Genomic DNA, 22,303 nt, shown 5'->3' with positions numbered 1-22,303 from the left:
GATATTGGTATCATTTAGTAATATCTCCAGAATAAAAAAAGAAAATTTAATTGATATAGTAAAATATTATTTCTATTTTTTTAATTTCATCCTGAAATTCGTTATTTGAAATAATTAAGAATTAAATATAAAAAAATAATTATTTATTATGTCTTTATTATTTACATTAATTGAGTATTAAATTGTTTAAAATATTGAATATTATTCTAATAAGTAATTTAAATTGTCTATTTAATTGACACTTTATTCTTGTTTTGAAGGTGGATAAATAAGAAATTTATATGATATTTATAAAAAAAGTATTTTAATGTATTAATGAGAAAAATTCTCATTAATACATAGTCATGCCGCCATCAACAGCAAGAGTTTGTCCTGTGATATAACTAGATGAAGTACTTGCCAAAAATACAGCGGCTTTGGCAATTTCTACGGGATCGCCCACCTTGTCTGATGGTATTTTTTCAATAATTTTTTTGAGAACTTCTTCACTGAGAGCTCCAGTCATATCTGTAGTAAAATAACCTGGTGCAATCGCATTTATTTGAATGTTTCTGCTTGCTAGTTCTAAAGCTAAGGCTTTTGTTAAGCCGATCACTCCTGATTTACTCGCAGCATATGCAGATTGTCCCGCATTTCCAGTTAAACCAACAACAGAAGATATATTTATAATTTTTCCTGCACGTTTTCTCATCATTCCCATGGCAACGGCACGGGAGCAGTTAAACGCACCCTTTAAATTGGTATCTAATGTAGAATCCCATTCTTCTTCTTTAAATTTTACAAATAAGTTGTCTCTGGAAACACCCGCATTATTTACAAGAATATCTATGCCGCCGTGTTCTTTTTCAAGTGCTTTAATTGTATCTTGAACTAGATTAAAGTCAGAAACATCAAATTTTACACAAGTAGCTATGCCTCCGTTTTTAGATATTTCTGCTACAGTGTGTTCTGCAGCTTGTGAATTTCCAGCATAATTTATGATAACTTTTGCCCCTAAAGCTCCAAAAGCAACAGCAATGGCTTTTCCAATTCCTCTAGAACCACCAGTAACGAGTGCTACTTTGCCATTTAATAGATTTTTTGCATAAATATTGCTTACAATTTCAGCAACGTCTGCAAAGCTTGTCTGTTTTTTTTCTGTATTTTCCATATATTCCTCTATTGAATAAGCAAATAAGTTAGCGAAATAGACGCCTTGACGCTAGCATGAAAAAAAAATTGCGTAAATACTCTTTGAAGCCTTGTCATTTTCAAACTAATGCTATAAGTAATCTTTCGTGCTCATGTGGCGGAATAGGTAGACGCACAGGACTTAAAATCCTGTATTCGCAAGGGTGTACCAGTTCGATTCTGGTCATGAGCACCATTCCTTTTATTTCTATTACTTCCCTGAAATTACTACAAAAAATTATGCTTTTATTTATTTGAAAGAAATAATAAAATCCTTTACGTTAAAATAGTATCTTTGATTTTTTAATGATATTTTCAAATAGTTAAAATGAGAATTTGAATGAAAAAAAAGAAAATTATAATTATATTATTAGCGGTCTTTTTTATTCTTGGCTCGATAGCGTCTGTTATTGGCTATGTTTATAAGCGTGATAAAAGTAAATATGAACCCAAGCTTTGGATTGGATTATTTGATTATCGTTTAAATTTTAGAGATGTTGGGGAAAGCTTAAATAAATGTCTTAATAGAGATGTTTTTAACACAGGGCTTATGTTTCGTTCTAACAAGTATTTTTCTGGTTGGAGTTGCGATAAAATTCAAAATCCAAAAAAAATATACTCATTAAATTTTAGTCCTTGGGATCCTCACTCTTACTATTGTGAAAAAAATGATGGAACAAGAATGTATGGTTTTCATCCTAATACAGAATTTGAAATTAGTGATATTGAAAAATTAGATAATTGGAAAAGACCTGAATTTAAATCTTCAATGTGCACTTTTTTTAAAGAAACAATGCAAGATTTAATTCAAAAAAATAGTTTTCTTTTTCATTGTGACGTAGGCCGTGATCGTACGGGAGCATTTGCAGCAATGATGTCTATGATTATGTTGGAGCAAAAAAAACTTTCAAATACAGAAATGATCAATGCAATTGAATGTGATTACGAAAAAACAAGTGCACTTGAAAAACAAAAAATAGGCAGAATGAAAGATTTTATGTTAGAAATGCAATCAAAGGGTGGTGTTTCAAAATTTATAGAAACAGAATGCAATATAAATCCTGAGATACTATTAAAAGCTGCAGATCAGTTTATTAAATAATTTTAATTTATTTTTAAAATATTAAATAAGAAAATAATAATTTAAAATCTCATTTTAGAATGTAGATTTAACTTTTTATTACAAATAAGATTGTGTAGAACAACCATCAACTAAAATAGTTTGTCCATTTACAAATGAAGCATCTTTAGACATTAAAAAAGTAATAACCTTTGCAACTTCTTCTGGAGTACCCATTCTGTTAAGTGAAGCTCTTTTTTCCCATGTTTTTTTTGTATCTTCAATAGATTTATTATTTTCTTTTGCTGATATTTTAACTAAATTTTCCATATGCTCTGTAGCTGTTGCTCCTGGGCCAACATTATTTATTCGTATTCCTCTGTTACCTATTTCATGTGCCAAGTTTTTGAGAAAAATGACAAAGCCTGTTCTGTAAATAGCAGATAAATGAAGTTGTCCAACAGGTTCTTTAACAGAGGTGCTTGTAATTGCAACTATACTTGAGTTCTGTTCTTCACAAAAAGGAAGAATATCTAAAATAAATTGAGCTGGCCCTGCTAAAATATTTTTGTTTCCTTCTATAAAATCATTATAATTATGATCTGATAATTTTTTTCCAGGATATCCGCTGCCATTAATTAAAACACCATTAAGCTTTCTGCCATTCAATGTTCTTTCTACTTTTTCTTTTGAGTTTCCAAGAGAAATGTCAATTGAAATCGTTTCAACAGATTTGGCTCCTAATTGTTTCAATTCATTTATTTTAGCATCCATTTTATCAGCGCTGCGAGAGGAAATAATAAGTCGCGCTTTTTTTTGAGCTAATTCTTTAGCAACCGCATAACCAATTCCAGAAGAAGCACCCGTTAACCAAAATAAATCATTTTCTGAATTCGACATAAAATTCTCCTAAATAATTAATAAGATTAAAATTAAGACGTAATATATTGAATCAAAACTCCAAAATTAAAAAAGTTATTTTAAACTTTTTTCCATTGAATGGAAATACCAATTTTGCTCAAGTTCTTTAGCCCACATGCAATCTCCTAAATCAAAGTGCCACCATTCTACTTGAAAGTTTGTAAAACCAACATATTTCATAGAATTAAAAAGAATTCTTCGATTTTTTCTTATTAAAAGCCATCTTTCTTTTGATATTCCAAAATTTTCATTAAATTCCTGTTCAAAAAAATTAGTATAAGAAGCAGGAGTGACGGCATCAAAATCAGTACCCATATCTAAAAAACTATCTTCATGCTTTAGCGTTAAATCTAAAGCTCCTCCACTGTTATGTGGTGGAATGGCGTATCTTGATGTCTCATTAGGATGAATAACAAACTCTCTTGTAATGTCATAAAGTTCGGAATGAGTTTTTGAAGGATTCATTTGTTTTTGCTGATTATATATATAACGAAATAAAGCAAACTGTGTCTCTATTGTTCTAAAAGCATCAAAAACAGCAAAAGTATATTCATTAGGTAACAGTTCGAGGGCTTCATTGAGTTTTAACACAACTGCTTGACGTGCAAGTATAATATCTTGAGTTCCATTTATTTTCATATTTTTATATGTATGAAGAGATTTTATTCTAAAATTTTGTTCAACATTAATGGCATTAGAGTTATTTTTAAGCCAATTAATATCATTTTCACTGGGAATTTTATATTCAAAAAATATTGGTGTTTCTGAGAATTTTTTAATCATAATTTTCTCGCTACAGAATATTAATTTAATAAGCTATTTTATATAGATATATTAAGTTATTTTAGTAGTTCATTTTTTAGAAACTACAGTTAAGAAACATACTTCAATTTTATTTATTGTCAAATAATGCAAATTGAATAAAATTTAATTTTATTCAAAAAATGAAATTTTCTATTCTATTTTAAATATTAAATTTTTTATTTAATGAATTTTTTAATTTGGGTTATGGTTATTGCATAAAATATCGTTTATTTATTGAAACAGCTGTATACGGATCTATATTTGAGATGATAAGAAGGACAGGGCAAAATAACTTTAACTTGATTTTGTGAGTTGTTTTAAACATATGACATTATTAGAAATAAAATTTTATAGAGCAAATTTCTGTTTCATAATTCAATTACCCCTCTTGACATATCTTAGACGAAGTCTAAGTTATTTCTGATTTAGATTTTTGAATCAAGTTTTAAAACATTGGAGATATACATGGAAAAAGTTGTAATAATTGGTTCTGGTCCTTCTGGTCTTACTTCTGCAATTTATACAGCACGCGCTGCTCTCTCTCCTGTAGTCATAAGCGGTATGCAGCCAGGTGGGCAATTAACAACGACAAGTATAATAGAAAATTGGCCTGGGTTTGTAGATGGAATAGACGGTAACAAATTAATGAATGACATGCGTGAGCAAGCTGAAAAAGTAGGAGCGCGTATGTTAACAGGTTCTGTTACTAAAGTAGAGGTAACAAATAAAGGAACATTTTTAATAAAACGTGATTACGAAGAAGATATTGAAGCCAAAGTTGTTATTGTTGCAACAGGAGCGTCTGCAATTACTTTACCTCTTCCCAGTAAAGATAAATTAATGGGTTATGGACTTTCTACATGCGCTGTTTGTGATGGATTTTTTTATCGTAACAAAAAAGTCGCTGTTGTAGGTGGTGGTGATAGTGCTATGGAAGAAGCAATGTATTTATCTAAATTAGCAAGTGAAGTGATTTTAATTCATAGAAGTGATAAATTTCGTGCAAGTAAAGCTATGCAAGAACGAGTAATTGCAAATCCAAAAATAAAAATTATTTATAGTACAGATGTTATTGATACTCTTGCAAATGATAAAGGCCTCACAGGTATTGTAACGAAAGATAAATCCGGAAAAACAAATGAAATTATGGTAGATGGATTATTTATGGCAATAGGTCATCACCCAAATACAGATTTTGTTAAAGGTCTAGTTAATATGGATGAAAAAGGTTACATTTTAACTCAAAATGGAACACATACAAATATACCTGGATTATTTGCTGCCGGTGATGTTGAAGATAAATTGTATCGCCAGGCAATTACAGCGGCCGGTAGGGGTTGCCAAGCGGCACTTCAGGCAGAAAAATTTATTGAAGGTATGGAACATTAATTTTTAATTTAATTTTAATAAGAGAGAATAAGTTTTTGGTGAGATTAATTTTAAATTAATCTTTCGAGTTGCGATTTTCTCTCTTTTAGTTCTTTTATTTTTTGTGCGTTTTGCCGCGCAGGTTTTTGTCTAAGCTCTCCTTCTATCTTTTCATCAATTTCTAAAATGGCTTTTAAAATATCATCTTCTGAATTAAATTCAAAATTATTTATATTTTTATTATGAATAGGACTCGCTGTTACGAAATTTTTTTCATCCGCAACTAATTCAGTGGCATAATATTCTTCGGGATTATTTATTTCAATTAATTTATTCTCGTGTACGAGCAAAAATCGATTTGCCATATTTGAAATAAAACGCCTGTCATGGGAAGAGAAAAAAACTGTTACCTTTGAGGTTATCAGTTCATTTTCCAAGGCTTCACAACCTGCAATATCAATGTGATTTGTGGGTTCGTCTAATATTAAAATATTTGGCTTTAAAGTTGAAATGAGAAGGATTTGTAATCTTGCTTTTTGTCCTCCGCTTAATTCAGAACTGGTTTTATGTTGTTCTTCTACCGGAAAACCTGTCGCAACTAAATTATGTCTGACTTCTAAATCAGAACCAGATGAAATATCTCTCAATACTTTAAAGATAGGTTCATTTATTGGAACTCCACCTAGCATTTGATCATAATAACCTAAAGTGCATTGAGGATTAAAGCGAATTCCTGTTTCTAAACAATTAGATGTTTGTTGATTTGCCCATAAATAAGCAAGTGTTTTTAAAAATACACTTTTACCACACCCATTTTTCCCTAAAATAACAATTCTATCACCACGGGATATAAATAATTTTTCAATTGAAAAAAGAATTTTATCTTCATTCGAATTTGAGGTTTTTATGTTTACCTTTTCAAAAGTAACAGCTAACTTTGCCCGATTTTCTGCGGTTTCTATTGTTAGTTTTCTTTTATCTACAGTGGCTACCTCTGTTAGGTTACCGCGTAATTTTTCAACCCTTTTGCGCATGCTTTCGGCGCGTCTTGCAAAATCTTCGTTGTTATAAATTTTTCCCCAAGTCGCAAGCTGCTTTGCACTAGCCTCAATTCGGTTCATTTCTTTGAGTTCATTTTGTCTGCGGGCTTTATCTGAGGCGTCCATTTCATATAAAGCCTGGCGTGCTTTTGTATAGGAAAATGGAAAATCAAATATTTTTCCGTCACGTAAAAAAAGAGTTCGATTGGTACATGAATCTAAAAATTCACGATCATGGCTTATCACTAAGTAAGGTAACGATATATTTTGAAGATAATCCTCAAAAAAGAGGAGTGTCGTTACATCCATGTGATTGGTCGGTTCGTCTAGCAAAAGAAAATCAGGTTCTGCAGCGAGGGCGCGGGCGAGAAGAAGGCGATTTTTCCAACCCCCACTTAATGTTTTTACTTGTTTTGTAAAAGAGTCCTCGTTAAATCCAATTTCAAGTAAAAGCGATGTAAGTTGCCAAGGAGAATTTAATAAAGGTGTGGAGCAATTTTGTTTCACTGCTTCTAAAATGGTTAAGTCTAAAAAAGACTCATTCACAAATTGTTCAATAATGCCTAAGCGGGTGTTGCGACGCCAGGTAATTTCTCCCTTGTCGGTCGATTGTTGATTTGCGATCACGCGCATGAGGGTAGATTTACCGCAGCCGTTATTTCCTATTAAGGCTGTTCTTTCTGAGTCATGTAGCGAGAATGAGATGTCTGAAAAAAGTGGAGTTGAATTTAATTTAAAAGAAATATGGTTGCTTGTCATTAATATCATGTTTTTGTTTATTTCTTTATATAGTTGATTTAAATTTTGCTAAATTAATAAAATAGCATAAAATATGAATCTATTTCACGTAAGTTTATTTTGCAAGAAGGATAGATTACCAAATAGATTTGAGGTATGAGAATAAAATTATATTGTGGATTTAAGAAATAAAAAAATAAAAATTTTGAAGGTATATTAATCATTGAAAAAGAGGATTAAATTTAATGGAAAAATTTTTTTGTGAGCCATCCGCCATAAATTTAAGCTTTTATGCGGAGAGGTTGTCCGATAATAAAGAAAATTCATTTATAATTTAATATTTTTTTGCAGTTAATATATGAGATCATGAATAATAGCTAAGCCTAAATAAGAGTGAAATCTAGAACGGGTGTGTAAATGATGATGCTTGTCTCATCAAAAAAGTTTTGTCTAAAAGTGGTTCAAACCACTTGATGATGCATTGATTGAAATATTATCATTTTTTGTGATGAAAGAAAGTTATATTAATAAATATAGCATGTTTTGTTAATAAATGAGGCATCATTTGGTCTTCATGAGCGGTTGATTGTGAATTTTTAGTTCAAAAAAAAACATTATTATGTTGGAAAGTGTCAATCTTGAATGCGATTTTAAAACGAATTAATTGCATGGATAGACACCCAAAAAAATAACATATTAAATATAGAATTTATTGGTGATCTAGGGAAGGAGCTTAAAATTCTAAGTAAACACGTTAAAAATAAGTAATAATAAATTATATTTTATTATATAAATTAAATTCATTCTCACTTGTTTATAATTGATGTAGCCCCTTATAAAGCCGAACACCTCTTGAGATAAGACTTGGAAAAGATTTTTGCGAAAATTGTTCATCAAAGAGTAAGGAGTCATTCTTTTGAATCTTTTTTTCTTTGATCCCGCTTCTATTCTGCGCAATATTCGTTTCAGAAGGAACTGAAATATCATCAGTTACATTAATTTGTTTCTCATTTTGTAGAATATTTTCAGCTTAATTAAATAAAGTACCATCAGGAGAAATATAATTATATTTTACATATTTTCTTCTTTAAGACGTTTAATTTCATTAAAAATAGAAATAAAATGAGTATTAAAATCGATCATTTATTAAATAATTAGTCAATAGTTTAAACTATTATTTTATTTTAAAAAAAAATATAAAAATGTATTAGGAAATTATAGAGTAATTTAATTCTTGATGATGATTTAATTTCAATGTCTTAGTACCAGATAAAATCTAATAAAAATGTTCTTGCTCCAAAGTGATTTTATTGAATTGATTGTTTTTTTGGTCAAGGAAATATTTCTTTTTCAAGAACTTTTGTCCACATTGTAAATCCAGTTTTATTCTAGGGGCTGTCCAACATAATTTCAAGCAACAATTTTCATACCAATATTGAATTTCCAAAAATTTAAGCAAATTGCTGCTAGTTTCACAAATGCCAGATAATTTTCTGATTTTCTTTCATAACGAATAATCACCCTACGAAATGTTTGTAAATCGGCAAAATAATTTTCAACTATGTGTCTTCTTTTATATCGACGAAGATTACGTCCATCTTGCCTATTATTTATTCGATTTATTTTATTAGGAGCAATTAATTTCACTTCTAATTCTTGTAACTGATTTTTTATTGTAAATGAATCATAAGCTTTATCACCAATAAGAATTAATGGTTTAATTTTTTAGGCATCTTTTCTATTATTGGCAATATAAATTTTGATTCATGAGGCGTTGCATTTTCTAGACTCAAATGTAATATTCTATTATTTCTTGAAACAATTGCAAATAATTTTGTCCCTTTTCCAGCTTTTGTTCCCCCAATTTTATCTCCTCCTCTTTTAGATTCGGTAAACGTTGCGTCAATGTAAGCTTCTTTTATTTGGTATTCTTTATTCTTCTTGTTTTTTAAAGACATGTTAAACAATATAATTCCAAGAATATTGTTTTTTCTAAATTTTTCAAACCAATAATAACAAGTACTTTTTGGTGGAAAGTTTTCTCGTGGTAATAAATGCCATTGCGATCCAGTAACTAAAATCCAAATAATTCCTCCCAGTATATTTTTCATTTCGTGTTTTCTGGTTTTATAACTCAAAAAAAGTAGAGATATCTCTTGCACAAGAATCATTATCTGATTTATATTTCTCATCTGGTGTTCCTTTATCTTTTTAGCGAAAATAATTGAACACCTTCTTTTATATTCTGTCAATTTCTTCTAAATTCTATGTTGGACAGTCCCTAATAAACATCTCTTATATTTCTTCTATTTTATTGGTAAATAAAAATAATGAGCCAGAAAAAGATTCATCGTTAATTTCATACTTAATTAAATTAAGAGGCCATATATTTCTTTTCTAAAGTCAAATCTACTTTAAAAGATATTCATGCTATTTTAATAGATGACGACGCTTTTATTCATACTCTCTGGAAAATGATGTCAACCGGTAAAAATATAGTATGTTTTGATAATCCTTATTTATTTTTTGAACAAATGGGTGACTTTAATTTTAATATTCCTATTTATAATGATTCTGAATTAGGGCAAGAAAAAAAAGGGGAGGAATTTGCCAAAGATATATATGATAAAGGATTTAAAGAAATTTATTTAGCAACAGGACATTTGCCAGAATATTTTCCACAAATAGAATGGATTAAATGGACTAAAGATAAAGCTCCTCCTTGGATTAATTAAAATATTTTTTATTGAAATTTAAATTTTCATATTTTAATTTGTAGTAAACTTTTTCTTGCTTGAATTTTTGTAAATTCTGGTTCGAGTGAAATAATAAAGTAATGATTACTTTTAAAACATAATTTAAAAGGACTAAATTTACCTTCAAATAAGGATGTATCTATTTTTTTGGTTGTTTTTAAAATAATGAACAATCTTAAAAAAATTTTACTAAATCCTTTGCTTAAGTAATTTTCTCCAATTTTATATAAATTTTTCATTTGCCTAGTTTTTATATATTTTTTAATTCCAACTTCACTTAATAATAAATTTAAATTAGATTTGTTGTAAATTATATTTGTTTTCACTTCGGCTATGCAAAACAATTTTTCATCGGTGTGTTTTTTTAAAATATAGATCCTATCAATTTCGCCTCCATGAATTCTTAAATTTTTTTCAATTGGATGCCATTCTTGTTCAATCATCCATTTGTCTAGCTGATCCTCACCCCATTTTCCTAATTCTTTCTTGTGATCCTTCGTCATTTTGTCTTCCCTAAAATTTTATGCTCAGAAAAATATTTTTTACTAAAAATTTGTCTTTTTTTGGGATAGATAAAATATTTGGACACTTCTTAAAAAATTTGATTTGATTTTAAACGCATTACGTTATACCCAATTTGTTTATTGTTTTGCCTTTTTTCAGAGTTACCCTCTTTTGGGTCGAATTTTGAAGTAAACCTGCTCGAAAATGTTGGAGAAATCTTGTATCTTACGAATGATACTAATAAAATCAGTGACCCTAGGCTGTTAACTAAACAACTTCATACACAAATCTTAGATGATCTTAGAAAAGCTCTAAGTGAACTAAAGGAAACCAAGGTTGAAAATCCTGGGGTTTTAAAAATGCGAATTCGTAATTGGCTTTTTCTATACGAAGAAGGTGAGCCAGTTGTTGATATCATTTTAGATAAGGGCTACTCTTTGGCTGATGTAGAAGCTTGCAAAGTTCCCCGTCAGGCTGAAACAGCTCTTACTTTTGATGAATGTACTGAAATTCATAAGTATCTTCTTACTACCAACGCTCTCGATCCGTTTGCGGATGATGTTAATATTCGTGTAGGATCCCCAGGTTCAGAGCCTACGCTCCACGATTTGGAAGACTTTGAAGCTTCTGTCGGAGATATGCTTACTGTAGAAACCTGGCAAAAAGTTGCTGGAAGAAGTAAGTATACTATGGTTTTAAATGAAATTTGTGATAATAAAGGATTTAAAGTCATTGTGCTTGTGGAAGGTGCCCATCGGTTTGAAGTTCCTCTAGAGGACATCAAAGTTGCTTTTGCACTTCCTTTTCATCCTTCGTCAAAGTCCGTAAAAGTGGCAAAAGACGCTGCAAGGCACAAGGCGCGTAATGGAGCGTTTAAAAAATCCAAATAGTTGGATCTCATAGAGCTGAGATTTATTGAATTCTTGACTTGTTTTCTGAGGTGCATTTAATGCAAATAGATTTGAAGCGTGTTATCGAAACTGTAGGTAAAGAGAAAAATATCGATCGTCAACTTCTTATTGGCGCATTAAGAGAAGCCGTTCTTACAGCGGCACGCAAACATTTTGGTGATTGCGTTTTCGAAACACGCTTTAATGAAGAAACTGAGGAAATAGAACTTATTCGCTACAGGACAGTAGTGGCAGATGAAGATCTTGTTAATCCAAGTAAACAAATACCAACTTCCGAAGCAATTGTTATGGATGATTCCTTACAAGTTGGCGACGAAATTGGTGAACCTCTTCCTACGGATCAGCTTGGCCGTATTGCTGCGCAAGCCGCAAAACAAGCTATCGTTCAAAAAGTAATGGAAGCGGAAAAAGAAAAGGTTGTTCGTGAATTTCGCGATAAAAAACACCAAACTGTTATAGGTCAGGTTCGTCGCTTTGATAAAGCAGACATTATTGTTGATCTTGGACCAACTGAAGGTGTTTTACCTGTTCGTGAGCAAATTCCTGGTGAAAAATATAAAATTAGAGACAAAGTAATTGCTTTTGTGGTTGATGTAAAAAAATCAACTCGTGGGCCTCAAGTTATGTTAAGTCGTGCTCACCCTGAACTTTTAATACGTCTTTTTGAGCAAGAAGTAACTGAAATTTCAGAAGGAATTGTGGTTATTCAAAGTGCGGCTCGTGATCCGGGAAGCCGCTCAAAAATTGCTGTGTACAGTACAGAGCCATCTATCGATCCTGTTGGGGCGTGTGTTGGTATCAAAGGTGCTCGTGTTCAAGCAATTGTTCAAGAACTTCGTGGTGAAAAAATCGATATTATTCCATACGATCGTGACCCAGCTCGTTTTGTGTGTAATGCACTTGCACCATCTGAGCCTTCAAAAGTAATTGTGAACGAAAGACTCCATATTATGGAAGTTGTTGTCCCAGATGAGCATCTATCTCTTGCCATTGGTAAAAGAGGACAAAATGTGCGTCTTGCGGCTCAATTAACAGGTTGGAAAGTTGACATTCGCTCCGAATCAAAAATGCGCGAACTCGTTCAAGAGTATAAAAATGTAATTGCTCAAATTCCTGCTTTAGGAGAAATGCGCGCAGAAATTTTAGTGAATGAAGGTTATAAAGATCCCGCAGATATTTCTCGCATGGATCACCGTAGTTTAGTAAAACTTCTTCGTTTAACTCCAGAAGAGGCTGAGCAAGTTGTACAAGGTGCAGCTGAACTCGCTGCGACTCAAGCAGCTCAAAATGCGGAGTCAAGCACAGATGAAGATCTTGAAGAATTTCATTTAGGCGAACCCATTATAGATGAAGAAACTACCGAATCTGAGGAAGCAGAAGCTGCTATTGACGACATTGTTGCTAAAACACGTCCTCAGCCACTTCTTGATCCTGAAAAAGTAGATTCTAAAAATGTTCCTGTAGAACGTCTTCGTTATTGGATGCAATTAAAAGGTGTTGCTGAACAAATTGCTGCGGTTATTCATACTGCTGGATTTGCTGATTTCAACTCTGTTGCAAGTTCAAATGCAGACGAAATTGCTTATAAAACAGGTTTACCTGTTAAACTTTCTGGAAAGTTACATGCTGAAACTGCCAAGATTATTGGAAACTGAAACTGAAAATCAATTATTGTTCCATACAATGCAAAAGTCTTTCCAGACTTTTTCTCCTGAAGGTACTATAAAAGTTCCGTGTATTGAATTAAACGATAATTTGATTCAAGCGCTTGCCTTTGCTCGCCGCTGCGGTAGTCTCCGTGGTGGTCTGGAAAGTATTGAAACTTTATTGCAAACAGAAGAAGCTGGATTAGTTTCTATGCGTTCTCGGCAAAAATCGAAAGACCCAAACCGAATTTCTAGGGTTCTTATTTTTTCTAATGATGGAAGTGATCGTTTTTATCGCCATTGTGAAACTTTACTTGCTAAATATAAAAGTAGAGTTTTTGGAATTAAAATCAACGCTGATTCCGTTTTGCTTGGAAAATCCTTTTTTGGCAAAGAAAAAGCTGTTAAAGCAATGCTTGTCAGCCGCAAGGATGCAGTTATTAAAGTTTTGTCCGCCGTTATGTCTAATTCATAGTCATAATCGCACGTCTTATTTTTTATACTATGCCGTACTTGCTGGCATGATTATTATTGGGAGCTGCATTTGATGAGTCGCATTAGAGTACTTGATTTGGCTAAAGAGTTGGGAATTGAGACCAAGGCAGCCATTATTAAGCTCCAAGAACTCGGGATCCAAGTAAAAAACCACTTCAATGCAATCTCTGAAACAGAGGCTGCAAAGTTGCGTGCATTTCATCGATCAGGTAAAAACCCTGAAAAAGAAGCTGCACAAAAGGCTGCAGCTAGTAAACTCATTATTCGTAGAAAAGTAGAAGTTTCTTCGGATTCCCATGAAGATGTTGCTCCAAAAAGTAATGATGACATGCAATTAAATGAGCAAACTACAAAAAAAACAACAATTATAAAAAAAGCTTCCGCTTCTTCTGCAAAAGCGCATGATGACGAAAGTTCATCTACAAATTCGCTAAAAGCAAAAAAAGAAGAGCCAAAGCATCGCATAGAAGAAGACTCTGAAGAGGGCGCTTCCGATTCCACACATCATCAAAAAGTTTTAAAAACTCCTGCAGGTGCAGGAATTCAATCAACAACCCAAGATTCCAGAGAGACAACAGCTGCTTCTGCTCAAGCTCAAGAGGCAAGCGCCGGAAGAACTAATGGCGTATTTAGCGATACGCCAAAGGGCTCCGAAGTAGGTGCATCAGCTATGCGCTCTCAAGAGAGTGACGAGATCAATAACGTGCAAACCACCAATTCCCCAAGTTCTTCAAATTCTGCCCAAGTTGTACGCCCTGCTTCCACAGTTGGAGCTAACGCACAAAATAATAAATCAACAAGCCCTGCCCCAAAAATGGATGGCGGTGCTGTGATTGTTAGAAAGGCAGAACCAGCTCCAGTTCCACAACCTGCTTCGAAGCCACAAAGCTACACGACAGCAAGTTTTAATGCACAAAACTCTTATCGTAGAGACGATAACAATGCTCCTCGTAGTGGAGCGGGAGGAAGTGGTCGCGACTCCGGAAGATCCCCACAAGGACAAGGTTTCGGCGGCGGATCTCGTGATTCCCGTTACCAAGGAAGCTCAACTGGAGGTGGTCAAGGTGGCCGTCCTGGTATGGGTGCATCTGGTGGTGGTCAAGGCCGTCCGCAAGGTGGAGGTTTTGGCGGAGCTCGTGATAATGCTTCTGGTCAAGGTTCTTTCCGTACAGGAGCTGGAGCTGGCGGAGCGGGTGCTCCTCGTCCAGCAGGACAAGGTTTTGGTGGTGATAGAGGCGGATTTTCTCCGCGTCCAGGAGGAGCAGCTGCACCAGGTAGCCGTCCTTTTGTAATGGGCGCAGATGCTGCTCCAACAACTCCAACAAAAGATGTTCCTTCACGTCTTAAAGATCGTGATAAAGATAAAGATAGAGAAAAACGTAGAATTAGCGAAGAAGAAGATGCTCGTCGCATTCGAGCTAAAAATGCGCGTCGTCTCGAAGAAACTGAAGAAGATTTAGACATATATACAGAAGTTGAAGGTGGCGAAGATCAGGCTGTTGTTGTTCGTACAATGATTCCGAATCGTAAAAAAACCTCTCAATCATTTAAGAAAAAAGAAATTAAAAAGACAGAAGCAGCAAATCCAACTAAAGCTTCCAAAAAAATCGTCAGAGTTGACGAATCTATTACAGTAAACGATCTTGCTGGTGAACTTAGCCAAAAAGCAAGCGCTGTAATTAAGGTTTTAATGAAGCTTGGAATGTCTGCAACAATAAATCAACAACTTGATCTTGATACAGCTACATTTGTAGCGCAAGAATTTGGTTTTGAAACTCAAAGTTCAAGTATTTCTATTGGTGACATTTTATCTCGTAAAACAGTTAAAAATGATGATACAAACACAGTATCTAGACCGCCAATTATCACAATTATGGGTCACGTTGACCATGGTAAAACATCACTTCTAGATGCCATTCGTTCTGCGAATGTAGCCGCAAAAGAAGCAGGTGGAATTACACAACATATTGGTGCGTATCAAATTGATTATAAAGGACAAAAATTAACGTTCCTTGATACTCCTGGTCACGAAGCCTTTACGGCAATGCGTGCTCGTGGAGCTCAAGTTACAGATATTGTTGTTTTAGTGGTTGCTGCCGATGACGGTGTTATGCCGCAAACTTCGGAAGCGATTGCGCACGCAAAAGCCGCTGGAGTTCCTATCATTGTTGCAATTAACAAAATTGACAAACCGGGAGCTAATTTAGACCGCATCAATCGTGAATTATCTGAGCAAGGCGTTATGCCTGAGGAATGGGGTGGAGAATCCATTTTTGTTCAAGTTTCTGCTAAGACACACCAAGGTTTAAATGATTTAATTGAATCCATTTTACTTCAAGCTGAAGTTCTTGATCTAAAAGCTTCTAAAGATACACTTGCAGAAGGTATTGTAATTGAAGCTAAATTAGACAAAGCAAGAGGCCCTGTTGCTACTGTTATCGTAACAAAAGGTAGTTTAAAACAACAAGACTTTATTGTTGTTGGTACTTCTATGGGTCGTGTTCGTGCAATGAACGATGCAAGTGGCAATAAAATTACAGTTGCAGAGCCTGCTACACCTGTAGAAATTATCGGTTTAAGTGATGTACCTGCGTCTGGAGATCAATTTAACTGCGTTGTCAGTGATGCGATTGCGAAAGAAGCTGTTGCTTACCGTATTGAAAAACAACGCCAAAAAGATCTCTCAAGCCAGCGTGCTTCCTCAATGGATGAGTTGCTTGCTATGATGTCTGGTACAGATGACAAAGCTCAAGAAGTTTCTATTATTATTAAAGCAGATACTCACGGTTCTGCAGAAGCCATTCGCGCTTCCTTATTAAAATTAGATACTCCTAAAGTAAAAACAAAAATTCTTCATGCCGCTGTTGGTGGCATAACAGAAACAGATGTTATTCTTGCAAAAGCTTCTAATGCTTTAATACTTGGCTTTAATGTACGCCCTGATCGTGTTGCTGCTCAAGTAGCTGAACAAGGTGGCATTAAGATTCAATGCTACAGCATTATTTATGAACTTATTGAAGCTGTTCAAGCTGCTATGGTGGGAACTCTTGCTCCTATCAAACAAGACAAAGTGATTGGTCATGCAGAAGTACGTAATACCTTCTCAGTTCCAAAAGTGGGAGTTATTGCGGGTAGCATGATCTCAGATGGTAAAGTAGTTCGTAACTCTCACGTTCGTATAGTTCGTGATGGTGTGGTTATTTATACAGGACGTATTGGTTCACTAAAACGCTTTAAAGATGATGCGAAAGAAGTTGCGCAAGGCTTTGAGTGCGGTATTGGTGTTGAAAATTATAACGATATTAAGGTTGGTGATATTCTTGAGGCCTTTATTGTCGAAGAAATTGCGGCAACATTAAATTAAGGTAAGAGGATTTCATGGCTACTAAACGTATGTTACAACTTGCGGAGCAAATTCGTGAGCACATTGCTTTAATGCTTGTTCGTGGAGAAATATCCGATCCTAGAGTGCGTGGCATTACTTTAAATTCAGTAAAAATGTCTCCCGATCTTCAGATTGCAAAAGTCTATTTTTCTGTTCTTGGCGAAAAACAAAAACGCCAAGAAGCAGAAAAAGGATTAAAACAAGCATCTGGATATATCAGACGCGAGCTTGGAAAAGCTTTACTTGTTCGTTATACACCTGCAGTGATTTTTCATTATGATGATAGCATTGAGTATTCTGTTAAAATGGGAGCTCTCATTTCTAAAGTAAGTGATGAATTACGAGAAGACGAAAAAAGTCGAAATAATTCTAATGACAATGATTTTCCATCAGATGAAAAAAACTCTAATCATAAATAAGTAATCAAATGAATGTAACTAAAAATATAGAGAATAAGGGCACAAATAAAAAAAATTTGTGCGGCCTTGTTTTGATTGATAAAGCAGCTGAAATTAATAGCCACAAGATTGTTTCTGCAATGAGAAAAATATTAAATATTGATAAGGTCGGTCATTTAGGAACACTTGATCCCTTTGCCACTGGATTACTTCCAGTTTTAATTGGTGGTGCCACTCGATTATCTGACGAAATAATGGATGGAAAAAAACAATATTTATTTACAATATCATTAGGAACCGAGACAGATACTTTAGATTATTCAGGCAGAGTAATAAATGAAGAAGCGGTACCAGAACAATTTAATGAAAAAATACAAGAAAATCTTTACCAATTTATAGGTAATATTGAACAAGTTCCTCCTGTTTATAGCGCATTGAAAATGAACGGAAGACCTTTATATGAATATATGAGGGCTACTGGTAAACTCCCCGATTCCATCGAAACAAAAAAAAGAATTATTCAAATTGAAAAAATTAATATTGTATCTTTCGATTTAAAAGCTAAATCAATAACACTTAGAGTACTTTGTGGCAAAGGAACTTATGTTCGATCTCTTGCTAGAGATATTTCAAAGTCAATTGGAACTGTGGGGCATTGTACTCAACTACGTAGAGAATATGTTGAGCCTTGGTCAGTAGAAAATGCAATCGTGTTTTCATTAGATAGTAAAATTTCTTCAGATCAAATTATTGAAAAAATGATTTCACCAGAAGAAATGTTACCAAATATTCCTAAAGTAGTTTTAAATGAAGAGTATCATAAACAATTATCTTCTGGAAATGTAATATTTGTTTCAGCTGATGTATTAGAAGGCAAATTAGATTTAAATTCTTTACGTAATGGAAGTTCATATAATAAAATATTTGTATCTATTCAAAATTTTGAATTTATGTTTTATTCTGATATTGAATATATTCAAGTAAACAATGTATTTAAAATTATGCCTAAGAAAAAAATTAATTAGACTTTAGTCTTTTTTAAGAGTGTTTTGTGAAGCTACTATAAGCCATTTGCCATTTTCTTTAACAAAAACTTGTGTAAAAATTCCATATTTAATTTGTGAATCTACTTTTTCAGCGTCTTGTTTATTATGTGGCTCAATAATTTTCCAATTAATATGTCCAATTACTACATTTGAGCTTTTTATTTCTTTTAAGTCTATTTGAGTTGCTTCTAGTTTAGTATTTTTTAAAAAAGTGTTTAAAACAACTTCATGTCTGTCCCTAACAGCTTTTTTACCTATAAATCTTTGGCCAAAGATATTAACAAACTCAGCGTCAGATGAAAAAGATTCAGAAAATTTATCTGCATTATTCTCATTCCAGCCTTTCATATAACTAATAATTACATTATTAATGGAATTTTCATCTGATTTACTCAAAGCATTTGCTACTGTATGAATAACAACTAATGGTGAAAGAATAAATATTATTTTTGGGATGATAGAAAATAATTTCTGAATCATTTAAATACCTTTCATAAATATTATGAATTATAATCTTAACAACTATTTTAATATATAGATTAGTCTTATAATTTCAAATGTATTTATTTAAGAATTTTTATGAATGATTTTTTTAATCTAAATTTATTTCAATGCTTGTTGGATATACTGTATTATTTTCCCACCAGCCTACATTTGAAAATTTAAGTGATTTTTTATTTTCACTTGTCTTGTAAAATTCTAAAGTAGAATTTACTTGATAGTCAAGTATACTGTATTTATTTGCACAAATTGTTCCACTTTCTTTGTCATTTATATAAATGGTTAGACCAAAGCCGTGTGGTTTTTTTATATATCCAAAAGTGTGAATCCATGAGCATTCGTTATTTGAAGAGTAAAATATATTTACTTTATATTTTTTTTGATCAATATAAAATGAATTATCATTTTGAATATTAAAAAATTCGTCTCTTAGTAAATAAGATGTGTTTTTTATTTCGATTATGGGAGTTGAACCTCTGAATAAGTTTGTAACAAATACATTTTCTTCTGGATGAACAATATCCAAATATGTATCCGACTTATTTAAAATTGATAATATAAATTGTGCATATAATTCTATCGGATAAAAAAACAATATAATAAAAAGACATTTGGTAAATATTTTTTTCATTTATAAATCATCCTTTAAGAAAATAGACTAAAATTTAATTTAAAAACTGCAGCAATAATTTTTATAAATTAAAATATTTAAAAAATAAAGTTATAAATGTTTTATTTTAAAAAGATAATTGCAATTATTATCATTAAAAAAGTAGAATAAATATTTTAGATATTAATATAAAATTTAATATTTGTTCTAATTCAGAAATTAATTAACTTATATAATATGTTTAAATTTAATTAAAAATAATGAAACTTACCATAATCCTATATTCTTAATTATGCTAATAATTTTGACAGTATGGATAAATTTTACTAAATATAAGTAGCTAACTTAAACGAAAGGATTCCAAATGAGCATTACAAGACGTGATTTTCTTAATGGAGTTTCGATTGGTGTTGTTGCAGGATTAAGTCCTATTGATATCTTAAATGCGGCAGAAAATTCGACTTATTATCCTCCTTCTTTAACTGGTTTAAGAGGAAATCATCCAGGTTCGTTTGAGAATGCTCATAAATTAGGAAGGGATGGTTTTAAATATTCTATTCAAGACCTAGCAACGGAAGAAAAATATGATCTCGTCGTAGTTGGTGCTGGTATTAGTGGTCTTGCAGCTGCAAGATTTTATCAATTAAAGTTTGGCTTAAAATCAAAAATTTTAATTTTAGATAATCATGATGACTTTGGAGGCCATGCTAAAAGAAATGAATTTAATATTAATGGAAAGCTAATTTTGTCATATGGTGGAACAGAATCATTACAATCACCAAAAAGTTTATATAGTAAAGTTGCGTTGTCTTTATTAAAGGATATTTCAATTGATATAGATGAACTTGGTAGATGTTTTAATAAAAACTTTTATCCTAAAATGGGTTTAAGTAGAGGTGTTTTTTTTGATAAAGAAACATTTGGTCAAGATAAAATGGTTTCTGGAGATCCAGGAAGAGCAGTTGCAGACGATATTGATCCAAATGATTTAAATGGGAAAAAATATAAAGATTTTATAAATGAATTTCCACTTTCAAATTCGGATAAAGAAAGCCTAATTTCATTACATGAAAAAAGAATTAATTATTTACCAGGAAAAAGTGTTAAAGAATGTATCGAATATTTATCAAAAACAAGTTATAAAAATTATTTAATAAAAAATGTTAAGTTAAGTGAAAAAGCTATACATTATTTTCAATCTAGAAGTAATGATTTTTTTGCAAATGGAATTGAAGGCATTTCTGCTTTAGATGCAAGAACTCTTGGATTACCTGGTTTAGATGGTCTTAGTTTACCGCCACTTGCAGGGCCGGGAAAAGCAGAATTTGAAGACCCTTATATTTATCATTTTCCTGATGGAAATGCTTCAATTGCAAGACTTCTAGTTAGAAAAATGATCCCAGCAGTAGCACCTGGCATTTCAATGAAAGATATTGTGCTTTCTAAATTTGATTATTCAAAGCTAGATATTCCAAATAATTTAGTAAAAATAAGATTAAATAGCACTGTTGTTAACGTTACAGATCCTTATTCTAATGTTAATATTGGTTACTTAGATAAAAAAGGAAAACTTCATAAAGTACAGGCAAAGCATACTGTAATGGCAGGTTATAATATGATGATTCCTCATATTTTAAGTGATATGTCACAAGAACAAAAAAAATCACTTTCAGCAAATGTTAAAGCTTGTATTGTCTATAGCAAAGTGATTATTAAAAATTGGAATTCATTTTATAAACTTGGTGTGCATGAAATTTATGTGCCAAAAATGCCTTACTCAAGAGTTAAATTAGATTATCCTGTTAATATTGGAAACTATAAGCATTCACAAAATCCAAATGAACCTATTTGTGTTCATTTGGTTCATGTACCAACAGTAATAGATCCTAATTTAGATGCAAGAAGTAAATCAAGAATTGGTCGTTATAAGTTATTATCTACTCCATTTTCTGAATTAGAAAAAGATATCCGAAATCAATTACAAAGAATGTTTGGAGCAGCAGGATTTAATCATAAAAAAGATATATTAGGTATAACAATAAACCGTTGGTCGCACGGTTATTCTTATACTTTTAATTCATTATACGATAATTTAAATGAAAGTAACAAAATAATCGAAATAGCTCGCGCACCAGTTGGTAACATAACAATTGCGAACTCGGATTCTTCGTGGATTCCTTTTACTCATACAGCTATAGATATGGCTTATCGAGCTGTTGATGAATTTAGTAAAAAAGTTTAAATCGCAGAAATAAAAGATTGTCCCGAGTTAAAAACTTGAATTGCAGGATTGCCTTTATAGTGCACATTGCAATTTCCATAAGCTGCACCAGCAATGGAATCTTGTGCAAATAAACGTACCTGTGAAGAATGGTTGCAGGAAACAGAAGCTGTTTTAGCTTCTAATTCAACTGCATTTAATTTTGCAGATCCAAAGGCTACCACTTTAAAATTATCTACAGATCCAATTAAATTTGATTGACTGGAATCGGTACCTTCAAAACTAAAATGTCCGCCTTTAATATTCAAAACGCTTGCATGAACGCTGTCTCTAATATATAATGAATTTAATATATGAGTGTGAATTATAATATGTACTCTGTTAGGACAGTTAAAGCCTTCTTCCATATGAATATAAAGTTTTCCAAAGGAGTTTACTTCTGTAATGATTTTAGATAAAAAACTGCCTTTACTTTTTACTTCTATGCCTTGGCTTTTACCAACAAAAATTTCGACATCAAAATTATTTGCAATAGCAATTGATGAAAAATAACCGACGACTCTATTTTGATAATACATACTCATTTGAACATCCTTAACTTTTAATATTAAAAAATTTTAAAACAAAGATTTTTAGGATGAATTATAATAAAAATCACTTAAAGCAGACTGCACTTTTAAGGTAACAAAAAAGGGAGTGATGTCAATAGCCTGGAAAAGATTTCTTAAA

Annotated in this window: 20 protein-coding genes and 1 tRNA gene; 11 read left to right on the top strand and 10 right to left on the bottom strand. The window is 32.2% G+C overall.

Annotation, left to right across the window (positions count from 1 at the left end; all coding sequences use genetic code 11):
* Positions 1 to 331: 331 nt before the first annotated feature.
* Positions 332 to 1,150, bottom strand: a complete 819-nt coding sequence (fabG, locus tag GCL60_RS15170) for a 3-oxoacyl-[acyl-carrier-protein] reductase (protein WP_153421516.1) — start codon at positions 1,148 to 1,150, stop codon at positions 332 to 334.
* Positions 1,151 to 1,279: 129 nt separating this feature from the next.
* Between fabG and GCL60_RS15165 the strand changes: the two genes are divergently transcribed.
* Positions 1,280 to 1,366 (top strand) — tRNA-Leu (locus tag GCL60_RS15165).
* A 144-nt stretch (positions 1,367 to 1,510) separates the two neighbouring features.
* A complete protein-coding gene (locus tag GCL60_RS15160; RefSeq protein WP_153421515.1) occupies positions 1,511 to 2,272 on the top strand; it encodes a tyrosine-protein phosphatase in 762 nt (253 codons plus the stop codon).
* 78 nt (positions 2,273 to 2,350) lie between these two features.
* On the opposite strand, the gene GCL60_RS15155 is transcribed toward GCL60_RS15160, so the two are convergent.
* The gene (locus GCL60_RS15155) at positions 2,351 to 3,130 is read right to left on the bottom strand and encodes an SDR family oxidoreductase (RefSeq protein WP_153421514.1); all 780 of its coding nucleotides are present in this window, start codon (positions 3,128 to 3,130) and stop codon (positions 2,351 to 2,353) included.
* A gap of 75 nt (positions 3,131 to 3,205) precedes the next feature.
* A complete protein-coding gene (locus GCL60_RS15150) occupies positions 3,206 to 3,934 on the bottom strand; it encodes a M15 family metallopeptidase (RefSeq protein ID WP_153421513.1) in 729 nt (242 codons plus the stop codon).
* Between the two features lie 486 nt (positions 3,935 to 4,420).
* Between GCL60_RS15150 and trxB the strand changes: the two genes are divergently transcribed.
* Positions 4,421 to 5,344: a thioredoxin-disulfide reductase gene (gene trxB, locus GCL60_RS15145; RefSeq protein WP_153421512.1), complete on the top strand. Its 924-nt coding sequence runs from the start codon at positions 4,421 to 4,423 to the stop codon at positions 5,342 to 5,344.
* 50 nt (positions 5,345 to 5,394) lie between these two features.
* On the opposite strand, the gene GCL60_RS15140 is transcribed toward trxB, so the two are convergent.
* The 3 genes from GCL60_RS15140 to GCL60_RS15130 all read right to left on the bottom strand — a co-directional run bounded on the left by GCL60_RS15140 (position 5,395) and on the right by GCL60_RS15130 (position 9,272).
* Positions 5,395 to 7,131: an ABC-F family ATP-binding cassette domain-containing protein gene (locus tag GCL60_RS15140; protein WP_153421511.1), complete on the bottom strand. Its 1,737-nt coding sequence runs from the start codon at positions 7,129 to 7,131 to the stop codon at positions 5,395 to 5,397.
* Positions 7,132 to 8,511: 1,380 nt separating this feature from the next.
* On the bottom strand, positions 8,512 to 8,775 hold the full coding sequence (locus tag GCL60_RS15135) for a hypothetical protein (protein ID WP_237639070.1): 264 nt from the start codon (positions 8,773 to 8,775) through the stop codon (positions 8,512 to 8,514).
* A 35-nt stretch (positions 8,776 to 8,810) separates the two neighbouring features.
* The gene (locus GCL60_RS15130; RefSeq protein ID WP_272914833.1) at positions 8,811 to 9,272 is read right to left on the bottom strand and encodes a transposase; all 462 of its coding nucleotides are present in this window, start codon (positions 9,270 to 9,272) and stop codon (positions 8,811 to 8,813) included.
* A 306-nt stretch (positions 9,273 to 9,578) separates the two neighbouring features.
* On the opposite strand from GCL60_RS15130, the gene GCL60_RS15125 reads away from it, so the two are divergent.
* The gene (locus GCL60_RS15125; protein ID WP_153421508.1) at positions 9,579 to 9,836 is read left to right on the top strand and encodes a hypothetical protein; all 258 of its coding nucleotides are present in this window, start codon (positions 9,579 to 9,581) and stop codon (positions 9,834 to 9,836) included.
* Positions 9,837 to 9,862: 26 nt separating this feature from the next.
* On the opposite strand, the gene GCL60_RS15120 is transcribed toward GCL60_RS15125, so the two are convergent.
* Positions 9,863 to 10,360 (bottom strand): YraN family protein, encoded by a 498-nt coding sequence (locus tag GCL60_RS15120; RefSeq protein ID WP_153421507.1) that lies wholly within the window; start codon positions 10,358 to 10,360, stop codon positions 9,863 to 9,865.
* 219 nt (positions 10,361 to 10,579) lie between these two features.
* Between GCL60_RS15120 and GCL60_RS15115 the strand changes: the two genes are divergently transcribed.
* From GCL60_RS15115 to truB, 6 genes are all read left to right on the top strand, one after another.
* Positions 10,580 to 11,251 carry a hypothetical protein gene (locus GCL60_RS15115; protein WP_153421506.1) on the top strand — a complete coding sequence of 224 codons (672 nt, stop codon included), beginning with the start codon at positions 10,580 to 10,582 and terminating at the stop codon, positions 11,249 to 11,251.
* A 59-nt stretch (positions 11,252 to 11,310) separates the two neighbouring features.
* The gene (nusA, locus tag GCL60_RS15110) at positions 11,311 to 12,927 is read left to right on the top strand and encodes a transcription termination factor NusA (RefSeq protein WP_153421505.1); all 1,617 of its coding nucleotides are present in this window, start codon (positions 11,311 to 11,313) and stop codon (positions 12,925 to 12,927) included.
* Entirely contained in the window at positions 12,896 to 13,393 is a 498-nt protein-coding gene (locus GCL60_RS15105) for a hypothetical protein (protein ID WP_153421504.1), read from the top strand. The genes nusA and GCL60_RS15105 overlap by 32 nt, the downstream gene beginning before the upstream one ends.
* A gap of 72 nt (positions 13,394 to 13,465) precedes the next feature.
* Complete coding sequence (infB, locus tag GCL60_RS15100; RefSeq protein ID WP_153421503.1) at positions 13,466 to 16,777, top strand: translation initiation factor IF-2; 3,312 nt, start codon at positions 13,466 to 13,468, stop codon at positions 16,775 to 16,777.
* A 14-nt stretch (positions 16,778 to 16,791) separates the two neighbouring features.
* The gene (gene rbfA, locus GCL60_RS15095; RefSeq protein WP_153421502.1) at positions 16,792 to 17,217 is read left to right on the top strand and encodes a 30S ribosome-binding factor RbfA; all 426 of its coding nucleotides are present in this window, start codon (positions 16,792 to 16,794) and stop codon (positions 17,215 to 17,217) included.
* Between the two features lie 8 nt (positions 17,218 to 17,225).
* Complete coding sequence (truB, locus tag GCL60_RS15090; RefSeq protein WP_153421501.1) at positions 17,226 to 18,221, top strand: tRNA pseudouridine(55) synthase TruB; 996 nt, start codon at positions 17,226 to 17,228, stop codon at positions 18,219 to 18,221.
* Positions 18,222 to 18,224: 3 nt separating this feature from the next.
* On the opposite strand, the gene GCL60_RS15085 is transcribed toward truB, so the two are convergent.
* Both GCL60_RS15085 and GCL60_RS15080 read right to left on the bottom strand, forming a co-directional pair.
* On the bottom strand, positions 18,225 to 18,722 hold the full coding sequence (locus GCL60_RS15085; RefSeq protein WP_153421500.1) for an SgcJ/EcaC family oxidoreductase: 498 nt from the start codon (positions 18,720 to 18,722) through the stop codon (positions 18,225 to 18,227).
* Positions 18,723 to 18,834: 112 nt separating this feature from the next.
* Positions 18,835 to 19,374, bottom strand: coding sequence for a hypothetical protein (locus GCL60_RS15080; protein ID WP_153421499.1), 540 nt, complete (start codon positions 19,372 to 19,374; stop codon positions 18,835 to 18,837).
* A 343-nt stretch (positions 19,375 to 19,717) separates the two neighbouring features.
* On the opposite strand from GCL60_RS15080, the gene GCL60_RS15075 reads away from it, so the two are divergent.
* Entirely contained in the window at positions 19,718 to 21,595 is a 1,878-nt protein-coding gene (locus GCL60_RS15075) for an NAD(P)-binding protein (RefSeq protein WP_153421498.1), read from the top strand.
* Here the strand turns inward: GCL60_RS15075 and GCL60_RS15070 are convergent.
* Entirely contained in the window at positions 21,592 to 22,158 is a 567-nt protein-coding gene (locus tag GCL60_RS15070; RefSeq protein ID WP_153421497.1) for a GIN domain-containing protein, read from the bottom strand. The genes GCL60_RS15075 and GCL60_RS15070 overlap by 4 nt on opposite strands.
* Positions 22,159 to 22,303 lie beyond the last annotated feature (145 nt).

The sequence above is a fragment of the Silvanigrella paludirubra genome (assembly GCF_009208775.1).
Taxonomy (GTDB): Bacteria; Bdellovibrionota_B; Oligoflexia; order Silvanigrellales; family Silvanigrellaceae; genus Silvanigrella; species Silvanigrella paludirubra.
Note: the sequence above shows the minus strand (reverse complement) of the source record. Positions and strands in the feature narration are given on the sequence as shown.